The organism is Flavimaribacter sediminis (assembly GCF_019492055.1).
GTDB classification, from domain to species: Bacteria; Pseudomonadota; Alphaproteobacteria; order Rhizobiales; family Rhizobiaceae; genus Flavimaribacter; species Flavimaribacter sediminis.
Genome location: NZ_JAICBX010000002.1, coordinates 148467 through 165891, shown reverse-complemented (window position 1 = coordinate 165891; position 17425 = coordinate 148467). Strand labels below are relative to the sequence as shown.

The following is a 17425-nucleotide window of genomic DNA, read 5'->3' as shown; positions in this document are numbered from 1 at the left end:
ATCCGGCCTCAGTCCAGCTTCGGGCAGATCATGACAACGCTTCTCGAAATGCGCGAAATCACCAAGGCCTTTCCGGGCGTCCGGGCGCTCGACAGCGTGAGCATCCAGGTGCGCCGGGGCGAGATCCACGCCATCTGCGGTGAAAACGGCGCCGGCAAGTCGACGCTCATGAAAGTGCTTTCCGGCGTCTATCCCGCCGGCAGCTATGACGGCGAGATCATCTTCGACGGCGAACTGGTGGCCTTTCGCGACATCCGGGACAGCGAGGACCGGGGAATCATCATCATCCACCAGGAACTGGCGCTCGTGCCGCAGCTTTCGATCGCTGAAAACATCTTCCTCGGCAACGAACGGTCCAGGCATGGCGTGGTCGACTGGCGTGAGACCAACAGCCGAACCGAGGCGCTGCTCGCCAAGGTCGGCCTCAAGGAGCCGCCCACGACCAAGGTCGACAGCATCGGGGTGGGCAAACAGCAACTCGTCGAAATCGCCAAGGCCCTTTCGAAGGACGTGAAACTGCTGATCCTGGACGAGCCGACGTCCGCGCTTCAGGAAAACGACAGCCGCAGGCTGCTCGATCTGATGCTGGAACTGAAGGCGCAGGGTGTGACCTGCATTATCATTTCGCACAAGCTCGGCGAGGTGCGATACGTGGCAGACACGGTCACCGTGATCCGCGACGGAACGACGGTCTCCACACTGGAAACGAAGAACGGGCTGAGCGAGGACCGGATCGTCCGCGACATGGTGGGCCGGGACATGACCCACCGCTTCCCCGAACACGTCCGGACGCCGGGCGAAGTCCTCATGGAGGTCGAAGGCTGGAACGCCTGGCATCCCGAGCACGCCGACCGCCAGGTCATCAGGAACGTGTCCTTTACCGTCCGTCGGGGCGAGGTGGTGGGCGTCGCCGGCCTGATGGGGTCCGGTCGCACGGAACTCGCCATGTCCATCTTCGGCCGCAGCTACGGCCGCAACATTTCCGGGACGGTGCGCATAAGCGGCGAACCCGTCGACGTTTCGACCGTCGACCGCGCGATAGACGCCGGAATCTCCTACGTGACGGAGGACCGGAAGTCTCTGGGGCTGGTTCTCGACGAAACCATCCGCTTCAACACCACGCTCGCTAACCTGCGCGATGTTTCGGCGGGCGGCGTCCTCAACAAAAACGAGGAGACCCGCGTCGCCGAGAAATACCGCGATGCGCTGGCGATCCGCACGCCTTCGGTCTTCCAGAAGACCGTGAACCTGTCCGGCGGCAACCAGCAGAAAGTGGTGCTGGCCAAATGGCTCAACACAACGCCGGAAGTCCTCATCCTCGACGAGCCGACCCGCGGCATCGATGTCGGGGCCAAATATGAAATCTACACGATCATCAACACGCTCGCCGCGGAAGGCAAAGGCGTCGTGATGATCTCGTCGGAGATGCCGGAGCTGATCGGCATGTGCGACCGCATCTATGTGATGAGCGAAGGGTCGCTGGTCGGCGAACTTTCCGCCGCCGACGCGACACAGGAGCGAATCATGTCGCTCATCGTCAACGAGCAGGGAGTGGAAACGTGACAATGGTTCAGGGCGAGGAGACCGCCGATCGGATCACGGCGCGGGGCAAGAGCGTCCGGCAGTATCTTTTGTCGCATTTGCGGGAATACGGCCTGCTGTTCGCGCTGATTGCGATCATGGTGTTCTTCCAGGCAGTGACCGACGGAACGCTGCTGCGCGCCATCAACATCACCAACCTGCTGCTTCAGAACAGCTATATCGTCATCATGGCGCTCGGCATGCTCGTCGTCATCGTTTCCGGCAATATCGATCTTTCCGTCGGCTCGGTCATGGGTTTCATTGGCGCGCTTGCGGCCGTGATGATCGTCAACCTTGAACAGCCTGTCTTCGTCACGGTCCCGATATGCCTCGTCGCCGGCGCGCTCATCGGCGCCGCGCAAGGGTACTGGATCGCCTACTGGAAGATACCCTCCTTCATCGTGACGCTCGCCGGCATGCTGGTTTTCCGCGGGCTGTCGCTGTGGCTGCTTGAAGGCCAGTCCGTGGGCCCTTTTCCGCAGTCTTTCCAGGTGATCGCGAACGGTTTCGTGCCCGACATCCTGCCCGCCGGCATCGGCGAGACGCTTGCCGGCTTCATTGGCGTGCGCCGGATCAACGTTCTGGCGCTTGCGGTCGGCATAGCGGCGGCCGGAGGACTCGTCTGGATCGGGTTGCGCCAGCGCGCCCGCAATCGCGCCTATGGAATCGTCGACGAGCCGCGCAGTTTCTTCATTGCCCGCAACGCGATCGTCGCGGCAGCGATCATCTTTATCACCTACAAGCTGTCGACCTTCCGGGGCCTGCCCAATGTGCTGCTGACGATGGGCGTGCTGGCGGTCATCTACGCTTTTCTGACATCCAACACCGTCATTGGCCGGCGCATCTATGCGCTGGGCGGCAACCAGAAGGCGGCAAAGCTTTCGGGGATCAAGACCGAGCGGCTGACTTTCCTCGCTTTCGTCAACATGGGTCTGCTTGCGGCGGCGGCCGGCCTAGTGTTCGCGGCGCGCCTCAATACGGCGACGCCCAAGGCCGGGTTCGCCCTCGAACTCGACGTGATCGCCGCAGTCTTTATCGGCGGCGCGTCGATGTCGGGCGGCGTCGGAACGATCGTCGGCGCGGTCGTCGGGGCCTTCCTTATGGGCGTGCTCAACAACGGCATGTCGATCATGGGCATCGGCATCGACTACCAGCAGATGATCAAGGGTCTGGTGCTGCTCGCAGCCGTCGTCTTCGATGTCTACAACAAGCAGAAGCAGGGTTGATGATCATGGGTAAGCACCAAAACGCCGAGGACAGCCAATGAGCTTCAAGCCCGCCCCATGGCCCCGCAAGTTGCGGTCGCAGGAATGGTTCGGCGGAACCGGCCGCGACCAGATTTATCATCGCGGCTGGATGAAGAACCAGGGCTTTCCGCACGACATGTTCGACGGGCGTCCGGTGATCGGCATCCTCAACACCTGGTCGGAACTGACCCCGTGCAACGCGCATCTGCGCGATCTGGCCGAGAGGGTGAAAAACGGCGTCTACGAAGCCGGCGGCTTTCCGGTGGAAGTGCCGGTCTTCTCGGCGGCCGAAAGCTCCTTCCGTCCGACGGCGATGATGTTCCGCAACCTCGCGGCGATGGCGGTCGAGGAAGCGATGCGCGGTCAGCCCATGGACGGCGCGGTGCTGCTGGTTGGTTGCGACAAGACCACCCCCAGCCTGCTGATGGGCGCCGCCTCGACCGATCTGCCGTCGATCGTGGTGACCGGAGGACCGATGCTCAACGGCTACTTCCGCGGCGAGCGCGTCGGGTCCGGCACGCATTTGTGGAAGTTCTCCGAAGCCGTGAAGGCGGGCGAAATGAGCGCCGACGACTTCCTCGAGGCCGAAGCCTCGATGTCGCGATCGCCGGGTTCCTGCAACACGATGGGCACCGCCTCGACCATGGCGTCGATGGCAGAAGCGCTCGGCATGGCCCTTTCCGGCAACGCGGCCATTCCGGCCGTCGACAGCCGCCGACGGATGATGGCGCAGCTTTCCGGACGACGTATCGTCGGGATGGTGAAGGACGACCTCAAGCCGTCCGACATATTGACGAAGCTGGCCTTCGAGAACGCGATCCGGACGAATGGCGCGATCGGCGGATCGACCAACGCCGTCATTCATCTGCTTGCCATCGCCGGGCGCGTCGGCGTCGATCTGACGCTGGACGACTGGGACCGGTGCGGCCGGGACATTGCGACCATCGTCAATCTGATGCCGTCCGGCGCGTATCTGATGGAAGAGTTCTTCTACGCCGGCGGGCTTCCGGTGGTCCTCAGACATCTGTGCGAGGCGGGTCTGCTGCATAAAGACGCGCTGACCGTTTCCGGCGCTTCGATAGGGGACGAGGTCAGGGAGGCGGTCAATCACAATCCCGACGTCATCCTGCCGGTCGACAAGGCCCTGACGCAACAGGGCGGCATCGCTGTTCTGAAGGGCAATCTGGCGCCGAACGGCGCCGTGATCAAACCATCGGCTGCTTCGTCGCATCTGTTGAAACACCGGGGCCGCGCCGTGGTCTTCGACGACATCGACCACTACAAGGCGCGGATCGGCGACGACGCGCTCGACGTGGACGAGACCTGCATCCTCGTCCTGAAGAACTGCGGACCCAGAGGATATCCCGGCATGGCCGAGGTCGGCAATATGGGTCTGCCGCCGAAGGTCCTGAAGAAGGGCATAACCGACATGGTGCGCATCTCGGATGCGCGCATGTCCGGCACGGCCTACGGCACGGTCATTCTGCATACGTCGCCCGAGGCTGCGACAGGCGGTCCGCTCGCCGTGGTTCGGGACGGAGACATGATCGAACTCGACGTCGAAGCCCGGCGTCTGCACCTCGATATCACCGAAGCGGAGCTGGCGGCGCGTTTGGCGGAATGGTCGCCGCCGCCCGACCAGCCGGATTCCGGCTACGCCTGGCTCCACCAGACTTATGTGCAGGGCGCCGACACCGGCGCCGATCTCGATTTCCTGAGAGGCTGTCGCGGCGCGGCCGTGGGAAGGGATTCGCACTGATGAGCGTCAGGATAGCGCTTGCCGGCATCGGAAAGATAGCGGGGGACCAGCACGTTCCTTCGATCGCCGCGTCGCCCGACTGGGAGCTGGCGGCGACGGTCTCGCGCCACGGCCGCATCGATGGCGTCGAGGCGTTCACCGATATTGAAAGACTGCTTGCATGCCGGCCCGACATAGAGGTGGTCTCGCTCTGCATGCCGCCGGCGCCGCGTTTCGAATACGCGGCCGCGGCGCTGCGGGCAGGCCGCCACGTCATGCTGGAAAAGCCGCCAGGCGCCACGCTCGCCGAATGCGTCGCGCTCGAAGCTCTCGCCCGCGAAAAAGGCGTGTCTCTCTATGCTACCTGGCATTCGCGCGAGGCGGCGCAGGTCGAAAAGGCCGGCGCCTGGCTTCGCGACAAGAGGCTCGTTTCGGCGACGATTATCTGGAAGGAGGATGTCCGGCGGTGGCATCCGGGCCAGGACTGGATCTGGAGGGCCGGCGGCCTTGGCGTATTCGATCCGGGCGTCAACGCCCTGTCGATCCTGACGGCGATCCTGCCTGAACCCGTACACCTCAAGGCGGCGACGCTTGAGGTTCCGGAAAACCGGGAGACGCCGATCGCCGCATCGCTCGACTTCGCCCATCCAGGGGGCGCCGAAGTAACGGCCGTTTTCGACTGGCGTCAGCAGGGTGATCAGACCTGGACCATCGACGTCGAGACCGATGCGGGTCGCATGCGCCTTGCAGACGGCGGGGCCACGTTGACGATCGACGGCAGGAAACAGGCTGACGCGGACGGAGATGGAAATGCGCTGCAGGGGGAGTATCCGCGTCTCTACGCCAGGATGGCGAAACTGGTGCGCAGCGGTGGTATGGACATGGATCTTTCCCCGATGATTCATGTGGCGGACGCCTTTCTCCTCGGCAGGCGCGTCACCGTGGAGCCTTTCGACGAATGAACAGGACAGGACAATGAACGAAGCCCTTGCAGGAATACTTCCCGTCGCCCCCACTCCGTTTCACGCGGACGGCGCGGTCGACGAAGACGGCATGCGTCGGGTCATCGATTGCATGGTCGACCAGGGCGTCGACGCAATCTGCATTCTCGCGAACTATTCCGAACAGTTCCTCCTGACTGATGAAGAGCGGGCGCTGTTGACGCGGATCAGCCTGGAACACGCCGCCGGCCGGGTTCCGGTCATCGTCACGATCAGCCATTTCTGGACCGATCTGGTTGTCCGAAGGGCGCGCGAGGCCGAAACTCTTGGCGCGGCCATGGTCATGATGATGCCGCCCTATCACGGCGCTGGCCTGCAGGCGTCGCCGCAGGGCGTCTTCGAGCATTTTCAGGCGGTCAACGATGCGATCGGAATTCCTGTAATGGTCCAGGACGCGCCGCTGTCCGGCGTCACCCTCACAGTCGACCTGCTGGCGCGGATGGCGCGGGAACTCGCAAACGTCTCCTATTTCAAGATCGAATGCCCCTTCGCCGCCGACAAGCTGGCCGCGCTGCTCGAAGCTGCAGGCGAGCATATCGAAGGACCTTTCGACGGCGAGGAAGCCGTAACGCTGCTCGCCGATCTCGACGCCGGCGCTACCGGAACCATGACCTCGGCGATGTTTCCGGAAAAGATCAAACCGATCGTCACCGAATACCGGGCCGGCAACCTCGATGCGGCGCTGGAACAGTGGAAGCGTTGCCTGCCGCTCATCAACCATGAGAACCGTCAATGCGGATTGCGGGCGACGAAGGCGGTCTTCATGGAAGGCGGCGTCATCGGCAGCGATTTCGTGCGCCATCCGCTGAAGCCGATGTCGCAACGCACGAGGGACCGGCTTCTCGAACTGGCGCGCGATCTCGACGTGCTCGCCTTGCGATGGGGGGCTTGAATGTTCCGGAACAGGGATGACCGACCGTGACGATCGAAAAGGCAGGGACCCGGAAACTGCCCGCGGATCGCTGCGAACTCGGCGAAGGACCGTCCTACGACCGGACGGAGGATACGGCCTGGTGGCTCGACATCGTTGGCCGGAAGCTGTTCGAGCATCGCTTTGCGAGCGGCGATACGCACGCGCATGCGCTGCCGTCTATGGCGTCCATGATCGCCCGCGTCGACGGCGACCATCAACTGGTCGCAATGGAGGGCGGTCTGTATCTGCGCGCCAGGTCCGATGGCGCGTTTGCGCTGCTGGCGCCGCTGGAAGCCGACGACAACACGACGCGATCGAATGACGGCCGGGTGCATCCGTCCGGCGCGCTCTGGATCGGCACCATGGGCAAGAAGGCGGAGCGCAACGCCGGCGCGATCTACTGGTTCGACGGCCGGACAGTGCGCCGTCTCTACCGGGATATCACCATCCCCAACTCGATTTGCTATTCGCCTGACGGATGCACCGCGTATTTCGCGGACACCGCCGTCGACACGGTGTGGCAGGTCGCGATCGATCCTGCGACAGCCTTGCCGCAAGGCGAACCGTCACCGTTTCTGTCCGCCAGCGATCTGCCCCTTGGCGGTCATTTCGACGGGTCGGTGACCGACGCCGACGGCGTCATGTGGAACGCCGCATGGGGCGGCGGATCCGTGTCCGGATATTCGCCGGACGGTCATCTCGTCCGCACCTATGAGGTTCCGGCAGTCCAGACGACGTGTCCGGCTTTCGTTGGCAGGGATCTGGCCGGTTTGCTGGTGACGACAGCCCGGGAGGGCCAGGACGAGCGGGCGCGTGCGGCCGATCCCGGCGCCGGATTCACCTATGTGATCGAAGGTTCATTCAAGGGGCTGGCCGAGCCTGTCTTTCGCCTCGCCCCAGAAACGGGCGAAACCGGAGGCGTAACAGCCAGGAAGGCAGGCGCTGACCCCTGATCCACCGGTTCCGATATGGATGACCCGCCGGGAGAGACCGGCTCCATAGACGCTGCCTGTTCGAAGGTCAGTCGTCAGGGCTGCGCCCAACCGACGCGCGACGGAGAACGTCGCGCGAGGATCCGTCGTGATTATAATTAAACAATTGAATATATTATATTTTTTTAAGAAATTATGCAATAGAGGGTTGCATTTCAATAATACTACTAATATGATTATTCCTGTTGACGGCGGCCTAAGGAGGAGGCCTCCGGACCAATCCAACGGGAGGAATAACCATGACATTGAAGTTCGCACTCGCCGGCGTCGCGCTTGGCGCGATTGCGCTGGCAGGTCCATCCGCCTTCGCACAGACCATAGGTTTTTCACAGGTCGGATCCGAAGGCGACTGGCGGCCGGCATTTTCGGCCAACATGCAGGAAAGCGCCAAGGACTACGGCGTGGACCTCAAATTCGCCAACGCCCAGGGCAAGCAGGAAGAACAGTTGCGGGCGGTGCGCGCATTCATCGCGCAGGGCGTTGACGCGATCATCATTGCGCCGGTCGTCGTCACCGGCTGGGACCAGGTGCTGCGCGAAGCCAGAGACGCCGAAATCCCCGTCTTCCTGGTCGACCGTGACGTCGACGTCGAGGACAAGTCGCTCTATGTCACGCGCATTTCGGCCGACTTCAATCTTGAAGGCAAACTGGCTGGCGCCTGGCTGGCCGCCGAAAGCAAAGGCGATTGCAAGATCGTCGAACTGCAGGGCACGACCGGCTCCGCCCCGGCCATCGAACGCAAGAAGGGTTTCGAAGCGGTCATCGGCCAGTTCCCGGCGATGGAAATCGTCGCGACCCAGTCCGGCGATTTCACCACCGAAGGCGGCAAGAAGGTGATGGAGGCCTTTATCAAGTCGACGGACAATCTGGACGGCATATGCGCCTCCTTCGCCCATAACGACAACATGCAGCTCGGGGCGATCCAGGCGATGAAGGAAGCCGGCCTCAATCCGGGAAAAGACGTGCAGATGGTCTCGGTGGACTATGTTCCCGCGATCAAGGACGCCCTTGATGACGGCGAGGCGAATGCGTCCGTCGAACTCCGCTCCGCAGTCGGCGAGTTCATCTATCCGGTCGTTCTCGATTACATCAAGAACCCGGCCGAACTCGACAAGTGGATCGTCATTCCGTCAGACCTGCACACGGCTGACTAGGCGTTGACGGCCCGTATAAGATGCAGCGCGACGGCGCCCCGCAAGGGGCGTCGATGCGCGTCGGCATGATGCGATCGGACGAATGAGCGATTCCAGCACCTCTCTTCGCGTTGAAATGCGCGGCATCACGAAGGCCTTTCCCGGCGTGCGTGCGCTCGACGATGTCGATTTCACGCTTCACGCCGGCGAGGTCCATGCGCTTCTCGGCGAAAACGGCGCCGGCAAGTCCACACTGATAAAGATCCTGACGGGCGCGCTGGAGCGCGACAGCGGTGAAATACGGCTGGACGGGACATCCGTCGATTTCCAGTCGACCGGCGAAGCCCAGTCGCACGGTGTTTCAACAGTCTACCAGGAAGTGAACCTGATTCCGGCCATGTCGGTCACGAAAAATCTGGCGCTCGGTCCGTCGGAGGGCTGGCCGGGCGTCATCTCCTGGCGCAAGGCGCGGGCGCGCGCCAGGGCCAAGCTTGCCCGTCTCAATCTGGATATCGATATCGAGCAACCGGTCGGATCCTATTCGGTCGCGGTGCAGCAGCTCGTCGCCATCGCCCACGCCCTGGACAACGAGACCAGCGTGCTCGTTCTCGACGAGCCCACGGCCAGCCTCGACGCGCAGGAGACCGCGACGCTGTTCGACATCGTGCGGGACCTGAAGCAACGCGGCATGGCGGTGGTCTTCATTACTCACTTCCTCGACCAGGTCTACGAGATCTCGGACCGGATATCGGTGCTGAGGAATGGCGGGCTCGTCGGTTCGGCGATGGCGTCCGACGTGTCCCGCAAGGATCTCATTTCGATGATGATCGGCCGCGAGCTCGGCGAAGTCGAGGCGGCCTATTCGGGCAAGGCTTCACCGCAAACAGGCAAGGAAAAGCTGGTTGCAAAGGGGGTCGGGCGCAGACGCACGCTCAAGCCCTTCGATCTCACCTTGCGGGCAGGCGAGGTGGTGGGTCTCGCCGGGCTTCTGGGATCGGGACGAACCGAACTGACGAAGCTTGTCTTCGGAGCGATTCGCGCCGACAGCGGTTCGCTCAAGGTCAACGGGAAGGAGGCGGGAAGTCACTCGCCGCGACGCTCGCTTGCTGCAGGAATCGCCTTTTGTCCGGAAGACCGCAAGGCCGAGGGTCTCGTCGGCGAATTGAGCATTCGCGAAAACATCATGCTGTCGATACAGTCGAAGCAGGGCTGGCTGCGGCGCTTGCCGCGCGGGCAGCAGGAACAGATCGCCGCGGAAATGATTAAAGCGCTCGCGATCGCGACGCCCGACGCGGAGAAACCGGTGCGGCAGCTTTCCGGAGGCAATCAGCAGAAGGTGGTGCTTGCCCGGGCGCTCGCCTCCAGACCGGATATTCTGCTGCTCGACGAGCCGACGCGCGGCATCGACGTCGGCGCGCACGCCGAGATCATCACCCTGATCAGGAAGCTGTGTTCCGAGGGCCTTGCTCTCCTCGTCGCCTCGTCCGAGCTCGACGAAGTCGTCGCCGCCTCCGACCGGGTGGCCGTGCTGCGCGACCGGGAGAAGATTGGAGAGATCGTCGGCGGCGAGATCAGACGCGACAACATTATAAGGGTGATTGCGGGGGACGATGACCGCCAGCACTGACATGGGAAAAGACAACCACGCAGCGGGCCTGTGGAGGGCGCTGATGCAGAGCCGGGCGATCTGGCCGCTGCTGGCGCTCGTCCTTATCCTGATCGTCGCCGGCCTGATATCGCCCGGCTTCTACGAGATCAGGATCGTCGAAGGCCGTCTCTTCGGAAATCTCATCGACATCCTCTACCGGGCCGTTCCCACTGCGCTGGTCGCGCTCGGCATGGCCGTGGTGATCGGCACGAAGGGCATCGATCTGTCGGTGGGATCGATCATTGCGATCGTCGGCGCCGTCATCGTCTGGCGCATCAAGATGGGCGACCCGCACGTCGCAATCCTGTTCATCGCGCTCGGCGCCGGAATACTCTGCGGGATGTGGAACGGATTTCTGGTGGCCGCCCTCGGCATTCAGCCGATCATCGCGACCCTGATCCTGATGGTGTCGGGTCGCGGCGTCGGCTTGCTGATCAATCAGCTCTACGGCGGCACCGATCCGAGCTTCGAGAGCGCGTTTCTCCAGGGTCTTTCGACCGGCAGCATCTGGTACATACCGACACGTCTTGTGCTGGCGGCCGGTATTTTCGCAGCGCTTTGGCTGCTGATCCGCAGAACGGCGCTCGGTCTGTTCATCGAAGCCGTCGGCGGCAACGCCGCCGCCTCGAACCTTGCCGGCGTCAACGCCCGGCTGATCGTCTTCTTCGCCTATGTGTTGTGCGGATTGCTTGCCGCCTGGGCGGGGATCATCATGACGGCGGACACCCACACGTCGGACCCGGTCTCGGTCGGACTCTATATCGAGCTCGACGCCATTCTGGCCGTCGTGATCGGGGGCGGCTCGCTCGCGGGCGGCCGGATCTATCTCGGCATGACGGTTATCGGCGCGCTGGTGATCCAGTCGCTGACGACGGCGACCCTGATCTCGGGGCTGCCGCCGGAATACAATCTGATTATCAAGGCGCTGGTCGTCCTCACGGTTCTGTTCCTCCAGTCCGCCAATGCGCGCCGTGCAATCCACAGGCTAGTTTACCGGAGAGCGTCATGAACAGAAAGTATCTGCCCCTGGCTGCAACGATCGTGGTTTTTATCGCGTTGTTCCTGGTCGGTGGCGCCATGTACAAGAATTTCCTGTCGACGCTCGTCCTCGGCAATATCCTCGCTGACAACGCTTTCATCATTATCGCCGCCATCGGCGCCACATTCGTGATCCTCTCCGGCGGCATCGATCTCTCGATCGGTTCGATGATCGGTTTCGTCGGCGTCTGCATGGCGGTTCTGGACCGCATGGGCTGGCATCCTCTGGCCGCCGCCGCGCTGATGATCTGTTTCGGCATCGCCTATGGCGCCATGCAGGGTTTCGTTATCGACTTCTGCGATATCCAGCCGTTCATCGTGACCCTGGCGGGACTGTTCCTGTTGCGCGGGGCCTGCTTCATGGTGACGCTCGACTCCGTGCCGATCCGGCACGACTTCGTCGATCTCTATGCGTCCGCGCGCATTCCGCTGCCCGGGCGCGGGGTCTTGAGAAGTTCGGCAATCGTCATGCTGGCGAGTCTGGCGCTGGCGATCTTCATCGCGCATTTCACCCGCTTCGGAACGAATGTCTACGCCATCGGCGGCGACAAGGAATCCGCGCGGCTCATGGGCGTCAATATTCGCCGGACGACGGTCGGCGTCTATGCGACGGGAGGTTTCTTCAGCGCGCTGGCCGGAGTCGTCTACGCCCTGTACACCTCTTCGGGATATCCGCTGGCCGGCAGCACGCTCGAACTGTCGGCAATCGCCGCCGTGGTGCTTGGAGGGACGCTGTTGACGGGAGGCGTCGGCATGGTCGCCGGAACGCTCTTCGGCGGCATGATCCTCGGACTGATCTCGACCCTGATCATCTTCCACGGTTCGCTGAACAGCGCCTGGATCATGATCTCGAGCGGCGTGTTGCTGTTCGCGTTCATCGTCCTTCACCGCTTCCTCGTCAGTTCCTTCAACCTGAGAGGAACCTCCTGATGTTCCGGATCGATCATGTCGGATAGTCGCGAAAAGAGGACCGACCCTCGGGTTACGGGCGGCAGTGTTTCCGAGCGGGCTTATCTACTGGCCGATCCTGGCGGAGCAAGCGGCGCGGGCGTTCTCAACAGGCTCGGTCGCGAGATCGTCAGCGGCGGCTTTGCGCCGGAGACGCGCCTGCCCGACGAGGCGGCGATGCTGAAGCGCTACTCGGTATCCCGGACCGCATTGCGCGAAGCTTACAGCAAGCTCGCAGCCAAGGGCATGATCGTCGCCCGCCCACGCGTTGGAACGCATGTCCGACCGCAGGCCTTCTGGAACATGCTGGATCCGGAAGTGCTCGGCTGGCATCTGCAGACGAAACCGCCCGGCGAGATCGCCATGGACCTCTATGCCCTTCGCCGCATGGTGGAGCCGCCCGCGGCTGCGCTGGCGGCCGAGATCGCTGACGAAGGCCAGTTGCACAGGATTGAAAAGGCCTATGAAGACATGGCCGCAAAGGCGAACAATGAAACCGAACTGATCGAGGCCGACCTTCGCTTCCATCTCGAGATCCTGTTTGCGACCCGCAATCATTTCATCGGCGCGTTCAGCGCGCTCATCCATGCGGCCATGGTCAGCACGTTCCGGCTGAGCTGGCGCGGCGCCGCCGTTGCGGTCATCAAGGAAGCGCGCCTCCAACAGCATGGCGACGTCCTGGAAGCGATCCGTCAGCGCAATTCCGACCTTGCGCGCCGGCGCATGGAAACCCTCCTGGACGATTCCATCAGTGATGTGAACGAGGCCCTCGGGATTCAGAACTGACCTCATTCAGGCAAGCATGGCGCTCTGAAACCCGGGTGACAATGGTAATTTCAGGAAGCCGAGTGATTGATCTTTCTGGCGCGGTCGAACCATACGCTCGCGCGATCGAACCGGCGATCAAGGTTTTCATCGCCCACGCCGACACAGGCGATATCGACTGTATTGAAGGCAATTCCTTCCGAAACTGGATTCAAAGCGCCGCCAAACCCGCCCGCTGGCGTATTTCGGCGTTGTCGGCGCGGAATTCTGTTCCATGCAGATCCTCGGGCCGTTCCCTGCACAGCCAGCCGACGATCGCAGCGGGATCTTCCGGCGGCAGCAACTTTTCCTTCGGCACCTTGCTGACGGGGTTCACGCCGGATTGCCGTATGATGACCTGCATGTCGGTGTCGACCAGACCTGGCTGGAAGCCGTAGGACAGGCATTTGTCGGAGAGTTCCTTCGCCAGCGATTTCGTCACCATCGCGAGCGCCGCCTTGGAGGCGCAGTAGGCGCTCCAGCCTTCCATGGCGTTCTGGCTCGCACCCGACGAGATGTTCACGATGACGATCCTGCCTTCGCTGAAAAAGGGAACAGAGGCTCTCAGACAGCGCATGACGCCGAACAGGTTGAGATTGAAAGTGGCTTCCCATTCTTCAGGCGCAGTTTCGAGAAGCGGTCCGATCGGTCCAATCATGCCGGCGTTGTTGACAAGGACATCGATGGAAACCTTTTCCTCCGCCAATCTGGCGAACGCCTGGCTTACGCTCGCCGGATCGGAAAAATCGCAGGCGATGGGCAGACAGCGGATTCCCTGCTGTTCGATATCCGATGCCAGGGCGTCCAGATTTCCCTGGTTGCGCGCCATCGTGACGACATTGTATCCGTCGGCCGCCAGCCGGCGGGCGATCGCCGCGCCCAGACCCTGTGAAGCGCCCGTGACCAGGGCCCATGGTTTGTCGTTCTTTCCGTCGCTCATAAATGCCCTCCGCCTGTGATTAGAAATTCCGCTCCCGTGACGAAAGTCGCCTCGTCGGAAAGGAGATACGCGACGCAGCCGGCCACGTCTTCTGGACGCCCGATACGGCCGATCGGGATCTTGCCGGACCGGTCGCGGGCCATATCCTGCGCGCTGCGCTGGCGAAGCGCGCCAAGATCCTCGTTCGTCCGGTCCGTCAATGTTGTGTCGATCAGGCCGGGCGCCACGACATTGACCCGGACGCCACGCCCGGAAAGATCGGACGCCAGCGATTTGGCGGCGTTGTGCAGCGCTGCCTTCGAGGCGCCGTAAAGCAGGTTCGCCGGCGACGCGCGCAGCCCGGCCAGTGAACCGACAAACACGATGGATCCGCCGTCGATCACACGGTCATGGAGCTTCGCCACGAGCTCGAGCGGCGCGAAGACATTGGTCGCGAAGATCGCGTCGAATGTCTCCCGGTCGATCGACGTGGCCGGATGCGTATGGATTATGCCGGCGACATGGACGATCGCTCCGAGTTTCTCCGGCAGTTTTTCGGCAAGCGCTCCGATTCCGTCAGGCAGGTCGGCGCGCAGATATAAGGCGGCGCCGCCAAGCAGGTTTGCGTCGGCCTCAACCCGGTCTGTTGCAATCACCGGTAGATCGGCGCGCGCCAGTCTGGCGACGACCGCTCGGCCGATATCGCCTATCGCTCCCGTGACCAGAACAGGGTGGTTCACCGAGCTTGCGCCTTCTGCTCTTCTGCCTCGAGATAGGATTTCATCTCCAGTCCGGCCTTTTCGATATGGCTTCGACATGCTTTTTCGACGTCGTCGAGCGTGCCCTGGCGGATCGCCGATATGATTTCGTCGTGTTCGACAACCGCCGAAAGGTCGCGACCCGGTATAAGACGGAATCCCGCCCGGTACCGAACGCATTTCGACCAGATGTCCTCCAGAAAGCGACGCAAGTGGAAATTGTGCGCCCTGTCGAGAATGAAACGGTGAAATTCCCAGTTGAGATTGTTGACCTCGGAAAAGTCCTTTTCCTCGGCCGCGCGTTCGAAGCTCCTGTTGATCTGTTCCAGGTGATCGGCGATCAATTGGCCTTCGTTCTGGACGGCCAGCCTGATCGCATAGCCCTCCAGCGTCGCCCTCACGCCGAACAGCTCCACCATGTCTGCGATCGACATCGAGGCCACGCGGATATCGCGATAGGGCGTAGCTTCGACGAGGCCTTCTCTTTCGAGGCGCATCAGGGCTTCACGCACCGGAACCATCGACGTGCCGAGTCGCTCCGACAGCGCTGCGAGCGTCAGGCGCTGACCGGGTTCGAGCGCGCCCGACAGGATTTCTTCGCGAAGAAAGGTGTAGACGGCTTCGGCCTTGGTGCGGTGCGTCGCCAGAGTCCGGTTCTTGCCTTGACCAGTCATGTCGCGTTTGACCTCGCATTGGCTGTCGTCGCCGACCATCGCCCGTCCGGCGACAGGTGGACGGCGACGGGGTGTGGAACGGGTTCGTGGATGGGCAGAAATCTGGCGCCGCGGGCCGCGTAGTCGCGCACCAGCCGGTGCCAGCCGGCAGCGTTTTCCGCAGCGCCGAGGGCGACGCCTCTCGTCAGGCTGTCCGCGGTGAAAATCGGGTCGGCGATCACCAGCAATCCTTCTTCAGTCGCTATCTCGATCGCGGTCGAGGCGGGGTGATGTACGCCGACTTCGCGCATCGCGATTCCCGGCATGATCCCGAACGTACCATGGACCGGCCGCGCCTTTGCAAGCCTGTTCGATACAAGCTGTGGAAGTCCATGCACAAGGCAGGGTTCTTCAGGCTTTGCGAGGTTGGAAAGGCCGCGAGCGGAAGCGTAGATCGGGACCGCATCGGGCACCGCGTTTGCGCCGCCCGCGGCGTAGGGGCCAAAGCTGGTGAGAAGGACCGCCGCCACGCGATCGTCGACAAGCGGTTCGACGCCGCTTCCGCAGCGTTCAAATCCGGCTTCGGGTCCCTTGCGTCTTTTCATGGCGGCGTTGAGGTCGGAAACATCCGGGATCAGACCTGTGTCGACCAGAACGGCGCCCAGGCTGGACCGGAGCACGAAAATATGGATTGCGATGTCGACCCAGTGTCCGAAATCGCGCTGGAAAAAGACTTCCGGCCCCGGCGTCCTGGCCGTGGCGACAGTGTGTATGTCGACGGACCAGATCATAGCGGATCTGCCTGCTGCTCGGCGGCGATCCAGTCGGCTACGCCGGCTTCAAGGTTGAATGCGGGCGCATATCCAAAATCGCGCCGCGCGCGATCGAGAATGCATGGGCCCCTGAGATGGCGCGCGGGATCGACTCCGGGCTTGAGTTCGATGTCGGCTTTGGGGAAATACTGAGAGACGATGCCGGCCAGTTCGCCGCGCGTGCGGGCGACGCCGCCCGTAACGTTGTAGACAGGCTCAGGCAGTTCGGGCGCCTCGGCGGCCTGGACCAGTCCAAGCGCCAGATCCTTGACATAGGTGAAGTCGCACGGGTGGTCCCGGCCGGGCTCTCGGATGCGCGTGACGCCGGACAGCATGCGGCCGATGAAATAGTCTCCCGTGCTGTGACGGCGCCCGTAGACGAAGCCGGTGCGGAACGAGGAAACGTCGACGCCGAAACTCTTGCGATAGGAATCGCAGAGCGTTTCCGACATGAACTTCGTCGCGTCATAGATCCCGACCGGATCGGCCGGATCGGTTTCGGCAAGGGGCGCTGCGTCTGACCGGCGACCGTACAGCGTGGCGGTGGAGAGATTGACGATGCGGCAGTTATTCCGACGCGCCGCCTCGAGCATGGCGAGCGCGCCGAGCACATTGATCTCGGTCGCCGCAGCCGGATCGGCGGTCGCAGGCGCAGGGCCGACAAGAGCCGCGCAATGAATGACGGCGTTGCTGTCGCCGACAACGTCGATCATGCGATTGCGATCGGTGATGTCGGCGGTTTCGATGGAGAACGGGAGAGAGCCGTCGGATTTTCGCCGATCAACGCCGACGACATCGTGGCCACGCTCAATGGCGACGCGGCCGACCTGCGACCCGACGAAGCCGGCCGCCCCGGTGACCACAACCTTCATGATTCGATCTCCTTCGTGGTCACCGGTCCGGAGCCCTCGTACAAGACGAGATTGACGAAGCGCAGCGGAGAGGCACCTGTATTCCTCAGCCCGTGGGGTGTGCCGGGCGGCGTGACGATCATGTCGCCGGGGCCGATGTCAAATTCATTCTCGCCGACATGGCTAACGCCCGTTCCTTCGATAACGAGCCACGTCTCCGACTTGCCCTGGTGTACATGGCGCGTGCATTCCTCGCCGGGAGCGATTTCGTACCAGGACACGAGCTGGGCCCGGTTCTGAACACCGGAAATCACCCTGGCTGGCAGGCGGCGCGCGCCGCCATGAAGTATTTCATCGTTCATTTTTTCGTCCTCCAGGCCGTGTGATGC

General features: G+C 62.7%; 17 protein-coding genes. 11 read left to right on the top strand and 6 right to left on the bottom strand.

Annotated features, from left to right (window positions below; genetic code table 11):
• Window positions 1-30: 30 nt before the first annotated feature.
• From mmsA to K1W69_RS08950, 11 genes are all read left to right on the top strand, one after another.
• Window positions 31-1563, top strand: coding sequence for a multiple monosaccharide ABC transporter ATP-binding protein (gene mmsA / locus K1W69_RS09000; RefSeq protein ID WP_258570962.1), 1533 nt, complete (start codon window positions 31-33; stop codon window positions 1561-1563).
• 2 nt (window positions 1564-1565) lie between these two features.
• A complete protein-coding gene (gene mmsB, locus K1W69_RS08995) occupies window positions 1566-2807 on the top strand; it encodes a multiple monosaccharide ABC transporter permease (protein ID WP_220229269.1) in 1242 nt (413 codons plus the stop codon).
• A gap of 37 nt (window positions 2808-2844) precedes the next feature.
• The gene (gene araD / locus K1W69_RS08990) at window positions 2845-4587 is read left to right on the top strand and encodes an L-arabinonate dehydratase (protein WP_220228038.1); all 1743 of its coding nucleotides are present in this window, start codon (window positions 2845-2847) and stop codon (window positions 4585-4587) included.
• The gene (locus K1W69_RS08985) at window positions 4584-5528 is read left to right on the top strand and encodes a Gfo/Idh/MocA family protein (RefSeq protein WP_220229268.1); all 945 of its coding nucleotides are present in this window, start codon (window positions 4584-4586) and stop codon (window positions 5526-5528) included. The genes araD and K1W69_RS08985 overlap by 4 nt, the downstream gene beginning before the upstream one ends.
• Before the next feature lie 13 nt (window positions 5529-5541).
• Entirely contained in the window at window positions 5542-6459 is a 918-nt protein-coding gene (locus tag K1W69_RS08980) for a dihydrodipicolinate synthase family protein (RefSeq protein WP_220228037.1), read from the top strand.
• Window positions 6460-6491: 32 nt separating this feature from the next.
• The gene (locus K1W69_RS08975; RefSeq protein ID WP_220229267.1) at window positions 6492-7433 is read left to right on the top strand and encodes an SMP-30/gluconolactonase/LRE family protein; all 942 of its coding nucleotides are present in this window, start codon (window positions 6492-6494) and stop codon (window positions 7431-7433) included.
• Window positions 7434-7711: 278 nt separating this feature from the next.
• Window positions 7712-8626 (top strand): ABC transporter substrate-binding protein, encoded by a 915-nt coding sequence (locus K1W69_RS08970; protein WP_220228036.1) that lies wholly within the window; start codon window positions 7712-7714, stop codon window positions 8624-8626.
• Between the two features lie 82 nt (window positions 8627-8708).
• Window positions 8709-10232, top strand: a complete 1524-nt coding sequence (locus K1W69_RS08965; RefSeq protein ID WP_220228035.1) for a sugar ABC transporter ATP-binding protein — start codon at window positions 8709-8711, stop codon at window positions 10230-10232.
• On the top strand, window positions 10216-11262 hold the full coding sequence (locus tag K1W69_RS08960; RefSeq protein WP_258570961.1) for an ABC transporter permease: 1047 nt from the start codon (window positions 10216-10218) through the stop codon (window positions 11260-11262). Before K1W69_RS08965 ends, K1W69_RS08960 begins: the two co-directional genes overlap by 17 nt.
• Window positions 11259-12221, top strand: a complete 963-nt coding sequence (gene yjfF / locus K1W69_RS08955; protein WP_220228034.1) for a galactofuranose ABC transporter, permease protein YjfF — start codon at window positions 11259-11261, stop codon at window positions 12219-12221. Before K1W69_RS08960 ends, yjfF begins: the two co-directional genes overlap by 4 nt.
• 15 nt (window positions 12222-12236) lie before the next feature.
• Window positions 12237-13025, top strand: coding sequence for a FadR/GntR family transcriptional regulator (locus K1W69_RS08950; protein WP_220228033.1), 789 nt, complete (start codon window positions 12237-12239; stop codon window positions 13023-13025).
• Between the two features lie 190 nt (window positions 13026-13215).
• Here K1W69_RS08950 and K1W69_RS08945 read toward each other — a convergent pair whose 3' ends face one another.
• The 6 genes from K1W69_RS08945 to K1W69_RS08920 are packed head-to-tail and all read right to left on the bottom strand — an operon-like array spanning window position 13216 to window position 17398.
• On the bottom strand, window positions 13216-13983 hold the full coding sequence (locus K1W69_RS08945) for an SDR family NAD(P)-dependent oxidoreductase (RefSeq protein WP_220228032.1): 768 nt from the start codon (window positions 13981-13983) through the stop codon (window positions 13216-13218).
• A complete protein-coding gene (locus tag K1W69_RS08940) occupies window positions 13980-14702 on the bottom strand; it encodes an SDR family NAD(P)-dependent oxidoreductase (RefSeq protein ID WP_220228031.1) in 723 nt (240 codons plus the stop codon). The genes K1W69_RS08945 and K1W69_RS08940 overlap by 4 nt, the downstream gene beginning before the upstream one ends.
• Entirely contained in the window at window positions 14699-15433 is a 735-nt protein-coding gene (locus tag K1W69_RS08935) for a GntR family transcriptional regulator (protein ID WP_220228030.1), read from the bottom strand. Before K1W69_RS08935 ends, K1W69_RS08940 begins: the two co-directional genes overlap by 4 nt.
• Window positions 15391-16164: an MBL fold metallo-hydrolase gene (locus K1W69_RS08930; RefSeq protein ID WP_220228029.1), complete on the bottom strand. Its 774-nt coding sequence runs from the start codon at window positions 16162-16164 to the stop codon at window positions 15391-15393. Before K1W69_RS08930 ends, K1W69_RS08935 begins: the two co-directional genes overlap by 43 nt.
• Window positions 16161-17057: an NAD-dependent epimerase/dehydratase family protein gene (locus tag K1W69_RS08925; protein ID WP_220228028.1), complete on the bottom strand. Its 897-nt coding sequence runs from the start codon at window positions 17055-17057 to the stop codon at window positions 16161-16163. Before K1W69_RS08925 ends, K1W69_RS08930 begins: the two co-directional genes overlap by 4 nt.
• Window positions 17054-17398, bottom strand: coding sequence for a cupin domain-containing protein (locus K1W69_RS08920; protein ID WP_220228027.1), 345 nt, complete (start codon window positions 17396-17398; stop codon window positions 17054-17056). Before K1W69_RS08920 ends, K1W69_RS08925 begins: the two co-directional genes overlap by 4 nt.
• Between the last annotated feature and the right edge of the window lie 27 nt (window positions 17399-17425).